Raw genomic sequence first — 19,361 nt, 5'->3', positions numbered from 1 at the left:
ACGGAGCGAATGCGGGCCGCGCCTGCATTCGCCTGGAAGACACACACGCCACGCGCCTTACGCGAGCTTGCACTGCGTCTTGTCGAGCGGCAGGAACGACTGGCCGGAGCTGACGATATCCGCGTAATCGTCCTTGTCCTTCATCTTGCCCTTGGCCTTGCCCTTCAGAAGATAGTAGTTCTTCAACACCTGATGGTCGCCCGCGCGGATCTCTTCGGGACCCGTCAGCCCGGCGTACTTCATCCCTTCGAGCGCCGCGATCACCTTCTTCGGATCCGCACTGCCCGCCTTCACGATGCCGTCCAGCAGGATCTTCGTGCAGATATACGAGCCGGCGAGGCTGTAGTTCGGGTTCGACTTGTAAGCCGCGTTCACGCGCTTGACGAGGTCATGATTCAGCGGCGAGTCGATCGCATGCCAGTACTGTGCGCCGAAGTACACGCCTTCGCAGATGTCCGGGCCGAGCGCTTCGAACTGTTCGAGGCCCGATGCCCACGCCATCAGGATCGTGCAGTTGTTCTTCATGCCGAAGCTCACGGCCTGCCGCAGCGTATCCGACGATTGCGAGCCGAAGTTCAGGATCAGCAGCACATCGGGCTTGGCCGCAACGGCGTTCGTCAGATAGCCGCTGAACTCCTTTTCGTTGAGCGAGTGATAGCTGTTGCCCACGTGCTCGATGCCCTTTTCCTTGAAGATGTTCTTCGCGGCGGACAAGAGGCCGTCGCCGAACACGTATTGCGGCGTGATCGTGTACCAGCGCTTCGCGTTGGGCATCGTCTGGATCAGCGGCCGCACGGTCTGTTCGATGGCGCCGAAGGTCGGCACGGACCAGCGGAAGGTGGCGCTGTTGCAGTCCTTGCCGGTGAGTTCGTCCGCGCCCGCCGTCGTGATGAAGATGCCGCCGGCCTTCTCGGCTTCCTTGCCCATGGCGAGCGCCTCGGACGAGAGAATGCCGCCCGCGAAGAAATGCGCGTTCTTCTGCTGCGCGATTTCCTGAACGCGCCGCACCGCGGTTGCGGGTTTTCCCTCGGTATCGAGCGTCGTGTAGGCGAGCGGCTGGCCGAGCACCTTGCCATATTGTTCGATGGCGAGCTTCATGCCGAGGTCGGCGTACTTGCCGTTGGCCGCGAAGGGGCCGGACATCGGCACCGGACAGGCGAACTGGAGCGGCGACCCCTGCGCCAGCGCGCTTCTTGATACGAGCGCTTCGAACGATCCAGGAATGGCCGTCAGCGCGGCCAGCTTCAACATGTTTCGGCGATTCAAAATTGACGCTCCTTGAGAGATGACCTTCGCGACCGCCGCGCTTTTTTTCGTGATACGTTCAGGCATCGGCTGGCTTCATCCTATTTATCATGATAAATAGGATGAAGCTGATGCTAGGAACAATAAATTCGGGTGTCAATAAGGCAATATTCCGGTCTGCGCGAAAGCGCATGCGAATGTAGGTGCCCTGGACAGGTTGAACGGCCGGCGAGTCGAGAGGAGCAAGGAATGGTGATGGAGCGTGCCAAGCGCGCCGGCGCGGGAATCGAGCTCGCGCGGCAATCGATCAAGCAGCCCAAGCGCGCGGACCTGGTCGCCGAGGAAATCAAGCGGCTGATCACGGAGAAGGACCTGAAGCCCGGCGACAAGCTGCCGCGCGAAGTGGAATTGCAGCAGCTCTTCACGGTGAGCAAGAGCACGATTCGCGAGGCGCTCAAGTCGCTCGAAGTGCAAGGGCTCATCAAGGTGACGACGGGGCCGTCGGGCGGCGGGACCATCGTCGAGGTGCCGCTCGACCGCACCTTGCAGTTGCTGCAGAACTATCTGTTCTTCAAGGACGTGACCATCGACGACATCTACACCGTGCGCCAGTTGCTCGAACCCGAACTGGCGGCCGGTGCGGTGCCGCATCTCACCGAAGAAGACTTCGCGGCGCTCGAAAGCAATATCGCCTGTTGCGACGAGCCGTCGTCGGCGCTGGCGGGAAAGGATATCGTCAGGCAGCGTCAGGAAGACGTGAACTTCCACGACATCCTCGCCGCCGCGAATCCGAATCCGTTCCTGCGCTTCAGTTGCGAGCTGATCAACGAGATGATCCGCCAGTTGATCGAATACCGGAACGATACGCCGCAGGCCGAACATGAACGCTTCGGGCGCGCCAACGTGAAGATTCATAAGGCGATCACCGAAGCGGCGCGCGCGCGGGACGCCGAAAAGGTCCGCGAGCTGATGGTGATTCACATGACGGAAGCGCCGCGATACGTGAAGCGCATGAAGGGCAAGCTGCGCGGGCGGCTGATTCTCGATTCCGAAATCCGCAAGCGCATGCGTGCGCGCAGCGAGTGATCCAGGAGCGACATGCCGTGCCTGGCGAACTGACTTCCTTCTTCTGGAGCGGCGACACGTTGCGCAGCCGCTCGGTCAGCCGCATCGTGCTGTCGGATACGCTCGACGTGCCCGCGCCTTCGGCGCGCGTGCTCGCGGACTGGCAACGGGAGATAACGTCCCAACTGGATCTGGAAGCCGGCGACGTCGAACCGATGTCCCTCGCGCGCACCCAGGCGCGCTGGCCGGATTATCGCCACTGCGTGCAGGCCATGGTTGCGTGGACGGATGCGCTCGGATTGCCCGGTGCGCTGGCTTCGAGCGACGTGGCGCTGATGGCATGCCGTGGCGCACGCTATCACCATGACGGCGCGCAGTACGGCGGCGCGGCGTTCTGCAATCTGTTCCTGAGCGAGGACAAGGGACTGGATGTGCATTTCCCGCTCACGGGCCAGCGCATTCCATTGGTGCGCGGAACCGCCATGATCTTCGATACGGGGCAGCCGCATGCGGTCATCCCGCGTGGCAGCAGCGGCTTCTGCGAAGCGGACTTCGCGCCGGATCAGGACCTCACCCAAGTGTTCCTGACCTGGGAGCTTCCCGTCGAAGATGCACGTATCGCGCAAGCCCTGAACGTGGCCTTCGATACAGCCCCCGCCACCGCCCTCCAACTCGATGACGAACAAGTGTGGGTGGATGGTGCGCCTGCCAGCTTGTGTCCGGAGACAGGGAGTTGGAAGCCAGTCGGCCAGCCCGGCTAACGCGTCACCGCCTTCGGCCGCATCCCAAGCGTCTCGCGCATGCACACGTCATCGCGCTGACGCTCCCAGTGCGCGACCGCCACCGTCGCCACTGCATTGCCGATCATGTTGGTCGTCGCGCGAATCTCCGCGATGAAGCGATCGACGCCCAGCACGATCGCCGCGCCTTCAATCGGAATGTGCTTGAACGCGGCAAGCGTCGCGAGCAGGCAGATGAAGCTCGCGCCGGCCACGCCCGCCATGCCGCGCGAGGTCAGCATCGAGATGCCCACCAGCACCGCCTGTTCCGCCACGGATAATTGAATGCCGAATGCCTGTGCAATGAATACCGCGCAGATCACCTGCGCGACGCAGGTTCCGGCGAGATTGAAGGTGTAGCCCATCGGCATGACGATGCCGACCACGCCAGTCGGACAGCCCAGCGCTTCGAGCTTCTTCACGAGCTGCGGGAACGCGGCTTCCGATGACACCGTCGCGATCACCAGCAGGATCTCGCCGCGAATGTATTTGAGCAGACGCCAGAGACTCACGTCGCACATCAGGCAGATGCCGCCGAGAATCAGCACGATATACGCGAGCGTCGCGACATACACGGTGACGAGCAGCATCAGCAGCGAGTTCATCGTGCCGAAGCCGAACTTGCCCACCGCATACGCCATCGCGCCGAACGCACCGATGGGCGCAAGCCGCATCACGATGCGCACGATGCCGAACAGCGCACTGCCGACGCCTTCGAAGAACTTGTAGGCCGTCTCGCCGGTCTTGCCCGCATGCGACAGGCCGATCGCGAAGAGCGTCGAGAACAGCACGACCTGGAGCATGTCGGCGTTTGCGAATGCCGATACCGCACTGTCCGGAATGATGCCCAGCAGGAAGCCCATGATGCCGCCCGATGCATGCATCGAGTGTTCATAGCCGTTGAGCACGCTCGCGTCGATGGAACTGGGCGTCAGGTTCAGGCCTGCACCCGGCTGGATCGTATTGACTGCCCAGAGCCCGAACAGCAGCGCAAGGGTCGTCGTGAGTTCGAACAGGATGATCGACTTCCCGCCGATCCGCCCGAGCGCGCCCGCACCGCCCATCTCCTTCGCGCCGAGCACGATGGTCACGAAGATCAGCGGCGCGGTCACCATCTTCACCAGCTTGATGAACGCCGTGCTCAGCGGCGCCACGCTCTGCCCCGCATGCGGGAAGTAATGGCCGAGCAACGCGCCGGCGACGATTGCGATGAGAACCTGCACGTAAATCTGACGAAAGATCTTGCGCATGCTTGTCTCCGGGGCGTCTTGAAGGCGCCTGTTCGGGTATCGCGAGGGAAGGTGTTCGTGCGGTGTGTTGCCTTTTACTGATAAGAATTTTTTATGCGGAGCGGATATCAGAGCGCGTCAGCGTTATCGTTCGCCAGTGCGCTGAGTTGCTCGAACAGCTTGCGGTTCAGCACGATGCCCGAGCGCTCGCTGGCCGCCGCAATCTCATGCCGCCGATAACCCGGCAGACGCACGTCGTCATCCGCGAGCATCAGTTCGATCAGCGTCTCGATGCGCTCCTGATAGACCCGCGAGCCCGCCAGCGCATCCGGATCGAGCAGCCAGAACAGATGGCCCACGCCCGAGCGCGGACCCTCTTCGGTCAGGAACGATCCCGCCTCCGAACCGAACTGCGCGCCCGACAACGCCGCCGCCAGCAGTTCCACCATCAGCGCCAGCACGGCGCCCTTCGCGCCGCCGAAGGGCAGCATCATGCCGCCGAGCGCGGCGTGAGCGTCGGTGGTCGGCGCGCCATCGGCGGTGGTGGCCCAGCCTTCCGGAATGGGCTTGCCGTCGCGGGCCGCGACCATGATCTTGCCGCGCGCCACCTGCGACAGCGAAAGGTCGATCATCAACGGCTCGGCCTGTGCACGCGGAAACACGGCGGCAATCGGATTGGTGCCGAGCAGCGCGCGCTTGCCGCCCCATACAGGCATGGAACCCGGCGCATTGCTGAACGCGAGACCGACGAGTCCCGCCTGCCCCACCGCTTCGAGGTGATACGCGCCCGCGCCGAAGTGATGACTGCGCGTGACGCTTGCCGTCGCCGTGCCGAAAGTGCGGGCGCGTTCGATGCCGGTCGCGATGGCAAGTGCGCAGGCATCGAAGGCGAGGCCATCGGCGGCGTCGACGAGAAACGCCGCGCCCCGGTCGCGCACGATGGACGGCACCGCCGCCGCATCCACGCGGCCGTTGCGCAGTTGCGCGAGGTACATCGGCAGGCGTGCGACGCCATGTGAGGACAGACCGCGCGCATCGGCATAGACGAGCGCCTTTGCCGTGGCTTCCGCAGCCGATGCGGTGGCGCCCGCCGCCAGCAAGGCGCGGCGCGCGAGTGCGTGCAGTGTGTCGGGAGCGAGCGTGATGTCTTCTGATGCGGTCATTTCTGCAGATCCTGCGCGGGTTCGATCAACATGCGCGTGTCCTCCTGGAGGGCCGCGCGCGGGTCCGCGAGTATCGCACGCGCGGTTTCGACATCGAACACGCCTTCCCAGCGCGCGACCACCAGCGTCGCCACCGCATTGCCGATCATGTTGACGAGCGCGCGGATCTCGTTGAGCACGCGATCGATCCCGATGATCAGCGTAATGCCCGCCACCGGAATGATGTTGTGCGAGGAGAGCGTAGCGGTCAGCGCGACCAGCGCCGCGCCCGCCACGCCCGCGCCGCCCTTCGACGTCAGCAGCAGGATCGCCAGCAAGCCGAGTTGCTGCATCAGCGAGAGATGCGTGTTGGTGGCCTGCGCGATGAACAGCGAGGTCATCGTCAGATAGATGGCGGCGCCGTCGAGGTTAAACGAATAGCCCGTGGGCAGCACGAGACCCACCACCGACTTCGGACAGCCGAGCCGTTCGAGCTTCTCCATCAGCCGCGGCAGCACGGATTCCGTCGTGGAGGTGCCCAGCACGATCAGCAATTCCTCGCGCAGATAGCGCAGCAGCGGCCACAGGCTCACGCCCGCCCAGCGGCACGCGGTGCCCAGCACGAGCACGACGAACAGGATGCTCGTCACGTAGAAGCACAGGATCAGCAGGCCGAGTTGCTGCAAGGTGCCGATGCCGTACTTGCCCACCGTGAACGCGATGGCGCCGAACGCGCCAAGCGGCGCCAGACGCATGATCATCTCGACGATGCGCATCAACGCATCGCCCAGTTGCTCGATCGCCTGCGCCAGGAACTTGCTGCGTTCGGCCATCAGCGAGAGCGCCACGCCGAACAGCACCGAAAACAGCAGCACCTGCAACAGATCGCCGCGCGCGAACGCGCCGACCACCGAGTTCGGCACGAGTTCTTCGAGCAGGCTCTTGTGCTCGGCGGTGTGCACTTCGGTGACGAAGTGCGAGACCGCGCCGGGATCGAGCGTCTTCGGATCGATGTCGAGACCCGCGCCCGGATGCACCACGTTCGCGACCACGAGACCGATGACCAGTGCGATGGTCGTGACCACTTCGAAGTACAGGATGGTCTTGAAGCCGACGCGTCCCACCTGCTTGAGGCTCTCCATGCGCGCGATACCCACGGACACCGTGCAGAAGATCAGCAGCGTGATGAGCATCTTGATGAGGCGGATGAAGGTGTCGCCCAGCGGCTTGAACTGCACGCCGAGCGTCGGCGCGAAATAGCCGACGAGAATGCCGGCTGCCAGGCCGATCAGGACCTGGACATAGAGATGCTTGAGCACGCGCAAGATGGTGTCTCCTCCACTTGCTGTCAGATGACTTGCGATGCGCGCCGCCGCGGTCCGGGCCGTTTCTGTGACGGCTTGCCGGACCGCCGGGCGCATCGGGCGGGGACTTCTGTATGCCTCTGCAATCCTTGCTTCTGAAACTACCGCAACGTCATGCGCTTTCGAACAGACGCGTCAGCACGAACTCGCGATGACCGAGCGTCTCCGCAGCGGTCCAGCGGCCGTTCGCGGTGGCAAGCATGCATTCGAGGAGCTTGTCGCCGGTCTGGTCGAGGTTCTGCTCGCGTTGCAGGATCCCGGAGACATCCACGTCGATGTGTTCACCCATCGTGCGTACCGTGCGGGGGTTCGCGCAGATCTTGATGACGGGCACGATGGCATTGCCGATCACGTTGCCTTGCCCCGTCGGGAAGAAATGCACCGCGAAGCCCGATGCCGCGCACAGCGTCACCATCTCCGCCGCCGCCGACGACGAATCCATGAACCACAGGCCCGAATGCGTCGGCTCTTCGGCCTTGTCGAGCACGCCGTCCACCATGCACTTCTTGCCGATCTTCTGGATGTTGCCGAGCGCCTTTTCTTCGATGGTCGTCAGGCCACCCGCGATGTTGCCCTTGGTCGGCTGCGACTCGGAGAGGTCGTCGGTCTTCCAGCGGTTGATCATGTCCTGATAGCGGTCGAACATGAACTGGAAGCGCTCGCGCACGCCGTCATTCGCGCAGCGCGCCGCGACGATCTGCTCGCCGCCCGTCAGTTCCGAGGTCTCGCCGAACACCAGCGTATTGCCGAGGCCGTAGAGCTTGTCGAACGCATTGCCGACCGTGGGATTCGCGCCGCAGCCCGACGTCGTGTCGGATTCGCCGCACTTCGTGGAGACCCACAGTTCGCTGATCGGGCATTCCTCGCGTTCGAGCGCGGTGGCGTACTGGACCATTTCTTTCGCGGCCTTCGAGGCACGCATGATGGTGTCGTGATCGCCATGCAGTTCGATGCCGAAGCCCATCACCGGCTTGCCCGACTTCGCAATGCCGTCCACGACGCGCTTGGTCCAGCCCTCCTCGATGCCGATCACCACCACCGCCGCGACATTCGGATTGGAGCCCGCGCCGATCAGCGTGCGGAAGTGCAGGTCGAGGTCGGCGCCGAACTGGAGGCGGCCGTAGGGATGCGGAATGGCCATGGTGCCCTTGATGGCCGCTTCGACCGCCTGGGCGGCGGCATTGGACAGGTCGTCCACGGGCAGGATGATGACGTGGTTGCGCACGCCGACGCGGCCGTTGTCCCGGCGATAGCCGCGGAAAGTGGTATCCAGTTGAATCGCGCTCATGGTGTCTCTCTCTCGATGTGGGGTGAAGGGTCCGATGCAGCGCGACGGCTTACCAGCGCTTCGTCTTGATGTTGTGCACGTGCGCGTGCTCGCCCGCCGAGATGGGCGCGACCACCTTGCCGATGTCCACGCCGTACTTGAACACCGTGTCGCCCACTTTCATGTCCTTCAGCGCGACCTTGTGACCGATGGGAATGTCCTGCTTCGCGGGCACCGTGACGATCTCGTCCTCGTCCATCATCCACGCGTTCAACTGCGATCCGGCCTTGATGCCTTCGACCACCGCGACGCCCACCGTGTCCTTGGCTTCGTGCAGCACGATATGAATGGTCCTGCGCTCACCCGCTTCCGCCTGGGTTGCACTGCTTGCTCCCGCTGCTGCGTGACTCATGTGCTCCTCCTGTTGGTGATGTTCCGATGGCCTGCCCGGGATGCCCCGCGCCGTTCGTTGAGATGCATGGTAGGCGTCGATGTCATCCATGTCAACTAGGTCATCTATATGTGTTACATGTTTCTGGAGACGCGGGTTACAATACGCGGACAGTTCAGGAGAAGGTCGAGGGAGGCGCGATGAGCACGGTCATGGGCATGCCGGTCGGTCCGGGCGGTACGCGGTACAAGGAAGTCAAGGAAGCAATGCTGGCCGCGCTCACCGCACAGGAATGGAAAGGCGGCGAGGTGATTCCATCCGAGAAGAAGCTGGCGGAGCGCTTCGGCGTGTCGATCGGCACCTTGCGCAAGGCAATCGACGAGCTATGCGCCGAGAACATCCTGATCCGGCATCAAGGGCTGGGCACCTTCGTCGCGCAGCATCGGCGTGACCGGCATTTCTTCCGCTATTTCCGCGTGGCGCGGCGCGATGGCGACCGCGCCTATCCCGTGGTGACGCTGGTCAACTTCAAGCGCGCGAAGACGCCGCCGGCGGTGGCCGCGCGGCTGGGCATCGCCGAAGGGACGCGGCTGTTCGTGTTCACGAACGCGCTCGCGCTGCATGACAAGGTCGTGGTGGTGGACACGGTCATGCTGCCGGAAACCAAGTTCCCCGGCCTGACCGAAAGCATGTTGCGCGAACGGCCGAACACGCTCTACAACTTCTATCAGGATGCGTTCGGCATCAACGTGACCAGCACGGATGAACGCCTGCGGGTCGCGCGCGCGAGCGAGCTGGAAGGCAAGCTGCTCGAACTCGAAGCGGGCGCGCCCGTGCTGGAAGTGGAGCGCGTGGCCTACTCGATCAACCAGAAGCCGGTTGAGTATCGGATCACGCACATCAACACGGACGAGTACGAGTATCTGGCGGGAGGGGCGCGGAATGGGGAGAGTTGATCGGACGGGGGCCCGTCACTTCTTCTTGACGAGCGTTCCGCCCAGATCCATCTCGAGGCGCACCACGTCGCCGCGATAGACGACATCGGCGTAATAGATCACCACGCCGTCACGGTCATTGAACACGCGCTCCACGCGCGCAATGGGCGATTCAGCAGGCACGCGCAACAGCCGCGCGGTTTCCGCGTCGGCGCTCCCGATCGTCAGGGTCTGATGCGCCTTCGCAATGGGACACGGCTTCAGATCCATCAGCAGCGGAATGACCGTTTGCGAGCGAAAGCGCTCGGGTGACTTGGAGAAAATGCGCTCGTCCAGATAGAGCGAGATGACGCAGTACGGCGCCCCCTCTGTGGAATGCACGCGCTTCATGTGCGTGTACGCGGGCGCGAGCGCGCCGAGCGAAGCGCCCACCGCCGGCGCGCGGCTGTTCTCGTCCACCGTGAGCAGCTCCGGCGTGGTCGAACGGTACATCTCCGCGAGTTCCTGCAGGTTGGTCACGACCTGCACCGGCTTGATGGAGGGCGCTGCCGCCGACACGAACGTGCCGCGTCCGCGCTGCGGCGTCAGCGCGCCTTCGGTCATCAACATCTGCACGGCCTGCCGCGCGGTCACGCGCGCGACATCGAACTCGTCGGCGATCTGTTCGAGCGTCGGGATCAGTTGCCCCTGCTGCCAGACGCCGCGCGCGATGCGGTCGCGCAGCGCATCGGCGATCTGAAGGTACAGCGGAATGGGACTGGCCAGCGAGGCACGTGTCATTGTCAGCATGTCTGGACTATAGAGCCTCTACTATAGTGCCTCGGCAAGCGCGGGCGCCGCGATGCGTCCCTGTACGAGCGCCGCGCCCTTCTCGCCGATCATGATCGCGGCCGCGTTCGTATTGGTCGAGATCATGTTGGGCATCACCGACGCATCGATCACACGCAGCCGGTTCACGCCACGCACACGCAGTTCGGCATCGACGACTGACCGGTCGTCGGAACCCATGCGGCAGGTGCCGACCGGATGGAACACCGTGCCGCCCTTCTGCCGCGCAAACGCCTCCAGTTCCGCGTCGCCGCGCAGACCCGCGCCCGGCAGATGTTCCTCGCCGGTCACGAGCGAACGGAAGGTCGGCTGATCGTAGATCTCGCGCAAAATCTTCAACCCCGCCACGAGCGTCTTCACGTCCTTCGTCTCGCGCAGATAGTTTGCGTGGATGAGCGGCGGCGCGAACGGATCGCCGCTGCGCAAACCGACGGTGCCCGACGATTCCGGGCGGCATTGGGTCGCCGAAGCGGAGAATCCCGAGAAGCCGTGCAGCGGGTCGCCAGGCTTGTCGACCGAAAGCGGCATCACGTTGAACAGGACATCGGGACGGCCGCGTTCGGCATGCTCGGTCGCGACGAGCCCGCCCACCTGCCCCGCGCCGACCGTCAACGGGCCGCGCTTGCCGAATAACCACTGCGCGCCCATGCCCGCGAGCTTGAACGGATTGCGCACGTCGTCGTTCAGGGACATGCGGTGCTTGAGCTTGACGATGACGCGCGCCTGATAGTGATCGCGCAGATTGCGTCCGACTTCGGGCGCATGCACGCGCGCGCCGATGCCATGCTGTCGGAGCAGCGCCGCATCGCCGATACCCGACAGTTGCAGCAGTTGCGGCGATTGCAGCGCGCCCGCCGCGAGCAGCGTCTCCTGACTCGCGCGCGCCTGATGCGCGACGCCGTCGAGCACATATTCGACGCCCACTGCATCGTCGCCTTCGAAGAGCACGCGCGTCACATGCACGCCCGTCTTCACGGTGAGATTCGGGCGCTGCCGGACCGGATGCAAAAACGCCGTCGCCGCGCTGCAGCGCCAATGTCCCGCGATGGTCAGTTGATACGGCCCGAGCCCGTCATCCTTCTCGCCGTTGAAGTCTTGCGTGCGCGAAAAGCCTGCTTCCTCGCCCGCACGCAGCCATGCGTCGCAGTAGGGATGATCGTTGCGCAGGTCCGAGACCCCCAGCTCGCCCGAGGCGCCGTGATATACCGTCTCGCCGCCCGCGTACTTCTCCGAGCGCTTGAATAATGGCAGCACGTCGCGATACGACCAGCCGTGTGCGCCGAGCGCGTCCCAGTCGTCGTAATCGGCGCGCTGTCCACGGATATACAGCAAGCCGTTGATCGCGCTGGATCCGCCGAGCACGCGCCCGCGCGGCCAGACGATGGGCCGCATGCCCGTGGTGGCTTCCGGCTCGACTGCGAATTGCCAGGAAAAGCGCGTGTCGTAGATGCTCCGGAAGTAACCGACCGGCAGCTTCAGCCAGAAGTGACGGTCATGCCCGCCGGCCTCCAGCAGCAATACCCGGCACGCCGGATCCGCGGACAGCCGGTTGGCCAATACGCATCCCGCCGATCCCGCGCCGACGATCACATAGTCATAAGCGTCCTGTTTGTTCTGCATGGCGTGTCTCCTGTTGCTCTGATTGTGAACCGGTGGCCCTTGCGGGAAAGCCCGCATCGATACCGATTGCAAAATTCTAAAACATGGTAGTACTATAAACCATACTTTCTAACTTGAAAAATCATCAGGAGGCAGGCAATGACCGAAACGCGACGCGGAGCGTTTCCACGGCTGGATCCGCATGGCATCGAGCCGGTGAGCATCGCGCGGGTGGAAGCGTTCGTGTTCCGCGCCCCGATTGCGACGCCGGTGCGCACCTCCTTCGGCACGATGACGGACCGCCCCGCCGTGTTCGTGCGCATCACGGATTCGGACGGTGTTCAGGGTTTCGGCGAAGTCTGGTGCAATTTCCCGTCGGTGGGCGCGGAGCATCGGGCGCGTCTGGTGGAGTCCGTGTTCGCGCCGATGCTCGTCGAGCATCCGGTCGTGCATCCCGTCGATACCTTCCACATGCTCACGCAGCGCACCGAAGTCCTCGCGCTGCAATCCGGCGAGCCGGGACCGTTCGCGCAGGCCATCGCCGGCCTCGATCTGGCGCTGTGGGATCTGTGGGCCCGCAAGGCGCAGTTGCCGCTGTGGCGTCTGCTCGGCGGCGCATCCGGCGACATCGAGGTGTATGCCAGCGGCCTGAATCCGGTTGGCGCGGAAGCGCTGGTGCGCGAGAAAGCCGCTGAAGGTTATCGCTCGTTCAAGCTGAAGGTCGGTTTCGGGCGCGAGCGCGATCTGGGCAATCTGGCGCGCCTGCGCGAGATCATCGGCGAGCATTGCACGCTGCAAGTCGATGCCAACCAGGCATGGGACCTGCCTGCCGCGATCGAGATGGCGCATGCCTTTGCGCCGTTCGATCTGGGCTGGCTTGAAGAGCCGCTGCGCTGCAACCGTCCGGTGGCCGAATGGCGCGCGCTGCTCGAGCAATCGCCGGTGCCGATTGCAGGCGGCGAGAATCTCGCTGACGCGCAGAGCTTCGCGATGCACATCGAGCAACGCGCCTACGACGTCGTGCAGCCCGACGCCGCCAAGTGGGGCGGCGTTTCCGGCTGCTGGCCGGTGATCCAGGCGACGCGCGCGGCGGGCCTGCGCTACTGTCCGCACTATCTCGGCGGCGGCCTTGGGCTGCTGGCTTCGGCGCACCTGCTGGCGGCGGCGGGCGGCGACGGCATGCTCGAAGTCGACGCCAATCCCAATCCGTTGCGCACCTTGCTGTGCGGGCCGATTGCCCAGCCACACGACGGGCGCGTGGCGCTCGGCGAATTACCCGGCATCGGTTTCGTGCCGCCGCTCGACGAACTGGCGGCACAGTTCAAGCAAGCGTCATAAACAAACACATCAGACGTGGACAGACAGGAGACACAGGACATGGACAGGTTGGTCGTCAAATCGGCGCAGGACATTGAGCGCTTCGTGGATGCGCACCCTTCGGACAAGCGCACGCTCTTGCTCACGCTGGTCGCACTCGGCGGCATCTTCGTGGATGCCTACGACTTCGCGAGCCTGGGCGTCGGCATCGTGCAGTTGCGGCAGGCGTTCCATCTCACGCCGGCGGAAGTCGGCCTCATCACCGCGATCATGGCGCTGGGCGCGTGTCTGGGCGGAATCGTCGGCGGGCGTTACATCGACCGGATCGGGCGCTTCAAGATTCTCATCATCAACGTGGCGCTGCTGGTGGTGGCGGCCATCGGCGCGGCGCTCTCGACCAGCTTCGAAATGCTGCTGGCGTTCCGTCTGCTGATGGGCATCGGCGTCGGTCTCGACTTTCCGGTGGCGCTGTCGTATGTCGCCGAGATCGTCAACAAGAAGTCGAAGACGGCAAGCGTCGGCGCATGGCAGGTCATGTGGTACGTCGCGGCATCGTGCAGCGGTCTCGTTATCCTGCCATTCGACACCGCCATGTTCGGCGATCATCTGTGGCGCTTCGCGATTGGCTTCGGCGCGATTCCGGCGCTGATCATCCTGCTGGCGCGCTACTTCTTCGCCGATGAAAGCCCGCGCTGGGCCGCGCACAACCTGCCGCTGGACCAGGCCGCGAGGATTCTCGAGAAGACCTACAACATTCGCGTCGATCTGCAGCCGTCGGGCTTCGCGGAGAAACGCGAGGCGAAGCAGAGCCTGTCAGCGCTGTTCCAGGGCAAGTATCTGCCGCGCACCATTCTCGCTTCGGCTGTGTGCATCACGCAGGCCATCGAATACTTCTCGGTGGGCTTCAACATCCCGTCGATGTCGCAGGCCATCTTCGGCAACTCCATGGAAAACGCCATTCTCGGCGCCGTGTGCTTCAACGTGTTCGGCATCATCGGCGCGGCGCTCGGCGCGAAGTATTCGGGAAGAGTCGGCGTACGGCGCATGTCGATGCTCGGCTACTGCATCGTCGCGCTGAGCCTGCTCCTGTTCGGCACGATGCATGCGCATCTGAGCCCGTACGTCATGGCGCTGCTGCTCGCCACGATGATCTTCGGCCATTCGATCGGACCGGGACAGGGCATGACGCTCGCAACGCTCTCCTACCCAACCGAACTGCGCGGGCTCGGCTCCGGCTGGGGCCAGGGCATGGCGCGCGGCGGCAGCATCTTCGGCTTCTTCCTGTTTCCGATCATCATGGCGTCGGCGGGCATGGCCACTACGTTGCTGTACATCTCGGTGGTGCCGGTCATCGGGCTCGTGATCGCGCTGATGATCAACTGGGATCCGATCTACGAAGACACCCATGCGGCGCCCAAGGCAGTTTCGGCGTCGCGTACTTAAGGAGACATTCAGGCCATGGCAGCACACCAACCGAATCGCGCGTATTCCGACACGCTGCTTCACATTGGCGGCGCCTGGTGCACAGGCGGTCGCTCGCGGCCGGTCGTCAATCCGGCGACGGAGGACATCATCGGCAGCGTCGTGCTCGCGGAAGAGCGGGAACTGGAGGACGCGGTGCGCGCGGCGCAGCACGGCTTCGCAGTCTGGCGCAAGACCGCCGCGTTCGAACGCAGCAAGCTGATGCGCCAGGCCGCGCACAACGTGCGGTCGCGGGCGGAAGCCATCGCCGTGGCGATGACGATGGAGCAAGGCAAGCCGCTCGCGGAAGCGCGTCTGGAGACGCTCGCCGCCGCTGACACCATCGAGTGGTTCGCGGAAGAAGCGCGCCGCACCTACGGCCGCGTGATCCCGGCGCGCGTCGGCGGCGTAACGCAGATCGTCACGCGCGAGCCGGTGGGCATCGTCGCCGCCTTCACGCCGTGGAATTTCCCGCTCAACCAGGCGGTGCGCAAGGTATCGGCGGCGCTGGCGGCGGGTTGCTCGATCATCCTCAAGGGACCCGAGGAAACGCCCGCGAGCTGCGCGGCGCTGGTGCAGGCTTTTGTCGATGCCGGTTTGCCCGAAGGCGTTCTCAATCTCGTCTTCGGCGTGCCGGCGGACGTGTCGAGCTATCTGATCGCCCATCCCGCGGTCGCGAAGATTTCGTTCACGGGGTCGACGCAGGTCGGCAAGTTGCTTGCGTCGATGGCGGGTCAGCACATGAAGCGCGCGACGATGGAACTGGGCGGTCATGCGCCGGCCATCGTCTTCGCCGACGCCGACCTGCCGCGCGCGGCGAAGCTGCTCGCCGCCGCCAAGTTCCGCAACGCCGGACAGGTGTGCATTTCGCCGACGCGCTTTCTCGTCGAAGAGAAGGCATGCGAGGCCTTCACGCAGCATTTCGTCGCGGCAGCGCGTGCGCTCGAAACCGGCGACGGTCTGCATGAAGGCGTGCAGATGGGACCGCTCGCGAATGCGCGGCGCGTCGAAGCAATGGAGCGGCTGGTAGCCGATGCCCTTGCCCACGGCGCGAAGCTGGCGCTCGGCGGACATCGTCCGGAGAGGCGCGGCTTTTTCTTCGAGCCGACCGTGCTGACCGGCGTGCCGCTCGCGGCGCGTGTGATGAACGAGGAACCGTTCGGTCCCATCGCGCCGATCGTCTCGTTCCGCACCTGCGATGAAGTCATCGCGGAAGCGAACCGCCTGCCCGTGGGCCTGGCGGCGTATGCTTACAGCGGCGAGGCCGGCACGCTCGCCGCGCTGTCGCGTGATATCGAAAGCGGCATGATCTCGCTGAACCATCACGGACTCGGCCTGCCGGAAACGCCGTTCGGCGGCGTGAAGGAATCCGGCTACGGGTCGGAAGGCGGCACCGAAGCGATGGAAGCGTATCTCGTCACGAAGTTCGTATCGCAGATGGCTTAGTGGAAAGGGACGCTTTGAAGCGGAGGCTTCTCAGTCCAGGCGATCCGCTCGCGCCAGATGTCTGGCGTGAGCCTGCCGGATCGCGGCATCGAAATCGGGCTCGGTGGCGAGGTGCCGATGGTTCACGCTGACGAGCCAGCCCTCACTGGAACGGCACCAGCGAATGCGGCCTTCCTGACAGGCCAGACAGAACCAGCGCCATAGCTCGGCGTCGTCCCGATTCGCGCGTCTGGCCGCTTCGGTCCGCACTCCGTCTTCGCGCTGCTGCATCAAGGTCGGCACGTCCGCGCCCTCTTCGACACACGATATTGGCGCGCTTCATCGAGCGGCGAAACGCGCAGTTTCCTTGCGGCGACACCTGGCGTGCCGGGTGTCGCCGCCCTTCATCAGAACCGCTGCCGCATCCCGATGACAAAGCCCGTCTGGTCATACCCCGCCGCAACGGTCTTGTAACCGCCCACGCCGAGCGCCGAATTGCCTTCGTTATGCGCATATCCGGCGGTGGCGTAGATATCCGTGCGCTTGGACAGCACGTAGTCCGCGCGCAGCACGAGCAGCCACGGATCCGCATCCGAAGAATTCACATCCTGCAGATAGCCCGCCGCGCTGACGAAGAACGCCGGTGTCACGGCGTAGCGGCCGCCCAGCCAGTACATGTTCGCCGAGCTTGCATCGGAGCCGTTCGCCAGCGCAATCGGGCTTGCGGGCAGGAACTGGCGCGACGCCTGCAAGTAGCGATAGCCCGCGAACGCCTTCAGCGCACCGATCTCATAGCTCAGCGCGGCCGTCGCGCGCCGCTCGCGGGCCGTGTTGGTCGTCACCGTATTGCTGTTGCGCTGCTCGTACGACACGCTGGCGCCCAGCGGTCCCGCGCCATAGGTCAGCGAACCGCCGAAGTAGCGCCCCGTCAGTTGCGCGCCGGGGACTTCGGCGCCGTAGCCGGTGTCGTAGCGCGTGCTGTACATGGCCGCCGCCTTGAACGCGCCGAAGCTGCCGAGATACTTCACCGAGTTGTCCGCGCGCGCCGACATCGCGTAGTCCACCGACAGCGCCGAATAGCGCGACGACACCGCCATCGGATCGAAGGCGATGGCCTGGTCGTACAGCAGCGTGTTCTGGCGGCCCAGCGTCACGCGCTGTCCTTTCATCGCGATGCCGACCCACGCCTGCCGGCCGAACAGCCGCGTCGTGGTCGCGGCGTTCGCGCCGATACCCTTGGTGGATTGCGCCGTTGCGCCGTCGTTGATGTTGAAGCCGTCTTCGAGCGTGAACACGGCCTTGACGCCGCCGCCGAGATCCTCGACGCCCTTCAGCCCCCAGCGCGATCCCGACGAATTGCCGGACACCACGCGCGTCTGCGCGCCGCCCGCCGACGTGTTGTTGACGTGTTCCACGCCTGCATCGACGATCCCGTACAGCGTCACGCTGCTCTGCGCATGCGCGCCTGCGGCGCAGAGCAGCGCGCCTGTCATTGCCGTGATGCGCAGCGCCCCCGTGGGTCGTCGATTGTTCGTTGTGGTGTGCATCCAGGTGTCTCCGTTGTGGTCGTTGGCAAGAGAACGCCTCGCCGCGGCGCGGGACCGGGCGGGCAAAGGGAAGTCATCGGGAGATGACGAGACGAGACGGCGCGCACACCGGTTCGGGAACCGGCGCGGGTCGTTCGAATGGCGATGGAATATCCGTCCCGATGCGCAACGCATCGGGCGGCAAGGGCCGGCGCCGCCTCATGACGCGGCGGCGCGGCCCGGAGAGGTCAGCTCGTCGTGCGCAATTGCGCCGTCTGCTGACGCTGCCTGCGCTCACGGTGCATGGCGCGCATGCCGAGCCACACCTGCACGAGAATCAGCACGGCGCTGATGCCCATGAACACCGCGCTGATCGGATGCTCCACAAACACCAGCAGGTCGCCGCGCGAGAGCAGCAGCGCGCGGCGGAAGTTCTCTTCCACCATCGGTCCGAGTACATAGCCGAGCAGGATCGGCGCCACCGGGAACTTGAGCGACGCGAAGATCGCGCCCGCAACGCCGAACACCAGCACCTCGCCGATCTCGAACAGGCTGTTGTTGGTGCTGTACACGCCGATCGCAATGAAGAACAGCGCAGCCGGATACAGGAAGCGATACGGCACGCGCAGCAGACGCACCCACACGCCGATCAGCGGCACATTCAGGATCACCAGCAGCACGTTGCCGATCCAGAAGCTCGCGATGAGCCCCCAGAACAGATCGGCATGTTCGGTGATGAGACGCGGGCCCGGCTGGATGCCGTGAATCAGCAGCGCGCCGAGAATCAGCGCCATGGTGGCGTCGCCGGGAATGCCGAGACTCATGGTCGGGATGAAGTCGACCTGCGTCTTCGAATGCGCGGCCGCTTCGGGACTCGCGACGCCCGCGATCATCCCCGTGCCGAACTTCTCCGGATTGCGCGATACCTTGCGCTCCAGCGTATAGGCGATGAAGGTCGTGATGGTCGGGCCGGTGCCGGGCATCGCGCCGAACAGCGTGCCGATGAACGTGCCGCGCAGCAGCGGGAAGAACGCCTCGCGCAACTCCGCGCGGCTCGGCCGCATGTCGCGCAAACGGATGCGGGTCTTGCCGCCCACCGCCTGGATGCGGTTCACGCTGCGCAGGAACTCCGCCACGCCGAAGATGCCCAGCGCGAGCGCCACCAGCTCCACCTTGTCCGACAGCTCCACCATGCCGAAGGTAAAGCGCGAGATGCCGGTGTTGACATCGGTGCCGGCCACGCCCACCAGCAGTCCGACGGACGTCATCGCCACGCCCTTGAGCGCCGAGCCGCGGCTCATCGTGGCGCCGGCCAGCAGGCCGAGCAGCATGATCGCGAAGATTTCGGTCGGGCCGAACTTGAAGGCCATCTGCACGAGCAGCGGCGAAGCGAAGATCATCACGATGATGCCGAACGACGCCGCGAAGAACGACGCCACCATCGTGATGCCAAGCGCGGTCCCGCCGCGGCCCTGCTTGGCGAGCGGATAACCGTCGAGACAGGTGACGGCATGCGGCGGATGGCACGGCAGGTTCAGCAGGATTGCGCCGATTGCGCCGCCATACTGCGAGCCGTAGAAGATGCCGGCCAGCATCAGCACGGCGGGCACCGGGCCCATCGAATAGGTGAGCGGCAGAAGAATGGAAATGGCCGAGAGCGCGCCCATGCCGGGCAACACGCCGATCAGGTTGCCGACCAGCACGCCGACAAACGACCACATCAGGTTGTGCATCTCCAGCGCGACGCCGAAGCCATGCCACAGATCAGCCAGCGATTGTCCGATCATG

Annotated in this window: 17 protein-coding genes; 6 read left to right on the top strand and 11 right to left on the bottom strand. The window is 64.7% G+C overall.

Annotated elements, in window-relative coordinates; all coding sequences use genetic code 11:
* Window positions 1-57: 57 nt before the first annotated feature.
* The gene (locus QCE62_RS17870) at window positions 58-1,266 is read right to left on the bottom strand and encodes an ABC transporter substrate-binding protein (RefSeq protein ID WP_309921102.1); all 1,209 of its coding nucleotides are present in this window, start codon (window positions 1,264-1,266) and stop codon (window positions 58-60) included.
* Window positions 1,267-1,494: 228 nt separating this feature from the next.
* Here QCE62_RS17870 and QCE62_RS17865 point away from each other — a divergent pair, with 228 nt between their 5' ends.
* Window positions 1,495-2,331 (top strand): FCD domain-containing protein, encoded by an 837-nt coding sequence (locus QCE62_RS17865; protein ID WP_309814420.1) that lies wholly within the window; start codon window positions 1,495-1,497, stop codon window positions 2,329-2,331.
* Window positions 2,332-2,348: 17 nt separating this feature from the next.
* Entirely contained in the window at window positions 2,349-3,071 is a 723-nt protein-coding gene (locus QCE62_RS17860) for a hypothetical protein (protein ID WP_309921098.1), read from the top strand.
* On the opposite strand, the gene QCE62_RS17855 is transcribed toward QCE62_RS17860, so the two are convergent.
* The 5 genes from QCE62_RS17855 to QCE62_RS17835 form a co-directional block, all read right to left on the bottom strand.
* Window positions 3,068-4,339 (bottom strand): cation:dicarboxylate symporter family transporter, encoded by a 1,272-nt coding sequence (locus QCE62_RS17855; RefSeq protein WP_309921095.1) that lies wholly within the window; start codon window positions 4,337-4,339, stop codon window positions 3,068-3,070. The two genes, QCE62_RS17860 and QCE62_RS17855, sit on opposite strands and share 4 nt — an antisense overlap.
* A 107-nt stretch (window positions 4,340-4,446) precedes the next feature.
* Entirely contained in the window at window positions 4,447-5,481 is a 1,035-nt protein-coding gene (locus QCE62_RS17850) for an Ldh family oxidoreductase (protein ID WP_309921092.1), read from the bottom strand.
* Window positions 5,478-6,785, bottom strand: a complete 1,308-nt coding sequence (gene dctA, locus QCE62_RS17845; RefSeq protein WP_404987384.1) for a C4-dicarboxylate transporter DctA — start codon at window positions 6,783-6,785, stop codon at window positions 5,478-5,480. The genes QCE62_RS17850 and dctA overlap by 4 nt, the downstream gene beginning before the upstream one ends.
* Before the next feature lie 151 nt (window positions 6,786-6,936).
* Window positions 6,937-8,112 carry a UxaA family hydrolase gene (locus QCE62_RS17840; protein ID WP_309921090.1) on the bottom strand — a complete coding sequence of 392 codons (1,176 nt, stop codon included), beginning with the start codon at window positions 8,110-8,112 and terminating at the stop codon, window positions 6,937-6,939.
* A gap of 49 nt (window positions 8,113-8,161) precedes the next feature.
* On the bottom strand, window positions 8,162-8,431 hold the full coding sequence (locus QCE62_RS17835) for a UxaA family hydrolase (protein ID WP_309922880.1): 270 nt from the start codon (window positions 8,429-8,431) through the stop codon (window positions 8,162-8,164).
* 251 nt (window positions 8,432-8,682) lie between these two features.
* Here QCE62_RS17835 and QCE62_RS17830 point away from each other — a divergent pair, with 251 nt between their 5' ends.
* A complete protein-coding gene (locus tag QCE62_RS17830) occupies window positions 8,683-9,438 on the top strand; it encodes a GntR family transcriptional regulator (protein WP_309921086.1) in 756 nt (251 codons plus the stop codon).
* A gap of 15 nt (window positions 9,439-9,453) precedes the next feature.
* On the opposite strand, the gene QCE62_RS17825 is transcribed toward QCE62_RS17830, so the two are convergent.
* On the bottom strand, window positions 9,454-10,197 hold the full coding sequence (locus QCE62_RS17825; protein WP_309791185.1) for a GntR family transcriptional regulator: 744 nt from the start codon (window positions 10,195-10,197) through the stop codon (window positions 9,454-9,456).
* Window positions 10,198-10,227: 30 nt separating this feature from the next.
* Window positions 10,228-11,865 (bottom strand): GMC family oxidoreductase N-terminal domain-containing protein, encoded by a 1,638-nt coding sequence (locus QCE62_RS17820; RefSeq protein WP_309921082.1) that lies wholly within the window; start codon window positions 11,863-11,865, stop codon window positions 10,228-10,230.
* Window positions 11,866-12,003: 138 nt separating this feature from the next.
* On the opposite strand from QCE62_RS17820, the gene QCE62_RS17815 reads away from it, so the two are divergent.
* The 3 genes from QCE62_RS17815 to QCE62_RS17805 are packed head-to-tail and all read left to right on the top strand — an operon-like array spanning window position 12,004 to window position 16,068.
* Window positions 12,004-13,182: a mandelate racemase/muconate lactonizing enzyme family protein gene (locus QCE62_RS17815; protein WP_309921079.1), complete on the top strand. Its 1,179-nt coding sequence runs from the start codon at window positions 12,004-12,006 to the stop codon at window positions 13,180-13,182.
* A gap of 39 nt (window positions 13,183-13,221) precedes the next feature.
* Window positions 13,222-14,604 (top strand): MFS transporter, encoded by a 1,383-nt coding sequence (locus QCE62_RS17810; RefSeq protein ID WP_309921076.1) that lies wholly within the window; start codon window positions 13,222-13,224, stop codon window positions 14,602-14,604.
* 15 nt (window positions 14,605-14,619) lie between these two features.
* A complete protein-coding gene (locus QCE62_RS17805) occupies window positions 14,620-16,068 on the top strand; it encodes an NAD-dependent succinate-semialdehyde dehydrogenase (protein ID WP_309921073.1) in 1,449 nt (482 codons plus the stop codon).
* A 30-nt stretch (window positions 16,069-16,098) separates the two neighbouring features.
* Here the strand turns inward: QCE62_RS17805 and QCE62_RS17800 are convergent, their stop codons facing one another.
* From QCE62_RS17800 to QCE62_RS17790, 3 genes are all read right to left on the bottom strand, one after another.
* Window positions 16,099-16,350 carry a hypothetical protein gene (locus QCE62_RS17800; RefSeq protein ID WP_309921068.1) on the bottom strand — a complete coding sequence of 84 codons (252 nt, stop codon included), beginning with the start codon at window positions 16,348-16,350 and terminating at the stop codon, window positions 16,099-16,101.
* Between the two features lie 104 nt (window positions 16,351-16,454).
* On the bottom strand, window positions 16,455-17,594 hold the full coding sequence (locus QCE62_RS17795; RefSeq protein ID WP_404987383.1) for a porin: 1,140 nt from the start codon (window positions 17,592-17,594) through the stop codon (window positions 16,455-16,457).
* A gap of 227 nt (window positions 17,595-17,821) precedes the next feature.
* A complete protein-coding gene (locus tag QCE62_RS17790; RefSeq protein ID WP_309921063.1) occupies window positions 17,822-19,360 on the bottom strand; it encodes a tripartite tricarboxylate transporter permease in 1,539 nt (512 codons plus the stop codon).
* Window position 19,361: the final 1 nt, after the last annotated feature.

Origin of the sequence: Caballeronia sp. LZ033, from assembly GCF_031451265.1 — a bacterium.
Classification (GTDB): domain Bacteria; phylum Pseudomonadota; class Gammaproteobacteria; order Burkholderiales; family Burkholderiaceae; genus Caballeronia.
This window is presented reverse-complemented; position numbering and strand designations above follow the sequence as displayed.

What these genes read in the sequence shown, in the direction of transcription:
- QCE62_RS17865 (WP_309814420.1), top strand. Translation starts at nt 1,495, where the DNA reads ATGGTGATGGAGCGTGCCAAGCGCGCCGGCGCGGGAATCGAGCTCGCG.
- QCE62_RS17855 (WP_309921095.1), bottom strand. Translation starts at nt 4,339, where the DNA reads ATGCGCAAGATCTTTCGTCAGATTTACGTGCAGGTTCTCATCGCAATC.
- QCE62_RS17850 (WP_309921092.1), bottom strand. Translation starts at nt 5,481, where the DNA reads ATGACCGCATCAGAAGACATCACGCTCGCTCCCGACACACTGCACGCA.
- QCE62_RS17840 (WP_309921090.1), bottom strand. Translation starts at nt 8,112, where the DNA reads ATGAGCGCGATTCAACTGGATACCACTTTCCGCGGCTATCGCCGGGAC.
- QCE62_RS17830 (WP_309921086.1), top strand. Translation starts at nt 8,683, where the DNA reads ATGAGCACGGTCATGGGCATGCCGGTCGGTCCGGGCGGTACGCGGTAC.
- QCE62_RS17825 (WP_309791185.1), bottom strand. Translation starts at nt 10,197, where the DNA reads ATGACACGTGCCTCGCTGGCCAGTCCCATTCCGCTGTACCTTCAGATC.
- QCE62_RS17820 (WP_309921082.1), bottom strand. Translation starts at nt 11,865, where the DNA reads ATGCAGAACAAACAGGACGCTTATGACTATGTGATCGTCGGCGCGGGA.
- QCE62_RS17815 (WP_309921079.1), top strand. Translation starts at nt 12,004, where the DNA reads ATGACCGAAACGCGACGCGGAGCGTTTCCACGGCTGGATCCGCATGGC.
- QCE62_RS17810 (WP_309921076.1), top strand. Translation starts at nt 13,222, where the DNA reads ATGGACAGGTTGGTCGTCAAATCGGCGCAGGACATTGAGCGCTTCGTG.
- QCE62_RS17805 (WP_309921073.1), top strand. Translation starts at nt 14,620, where the DNA reads ATGGCAGCACACCAACCGAATCGCGCGTATTCCGACACGCTGCTTCAC.
- QCE62_RS17795 (WP_404987383.1), bottom strand. Translation starts at nt 17,594, where the DNA reads ATGCACACCACAACGAACAATCGACGACCCACGGGGGCGCTGCGCATC.
- QCE62_RS17790 (WP_309921063.1), bottom strand. Translation starts at nt 19,360, where the DNA reads ATGATCGGACAATCGCTGGCTGATCTGTGGCATGGCTTCGGCGTCGCG.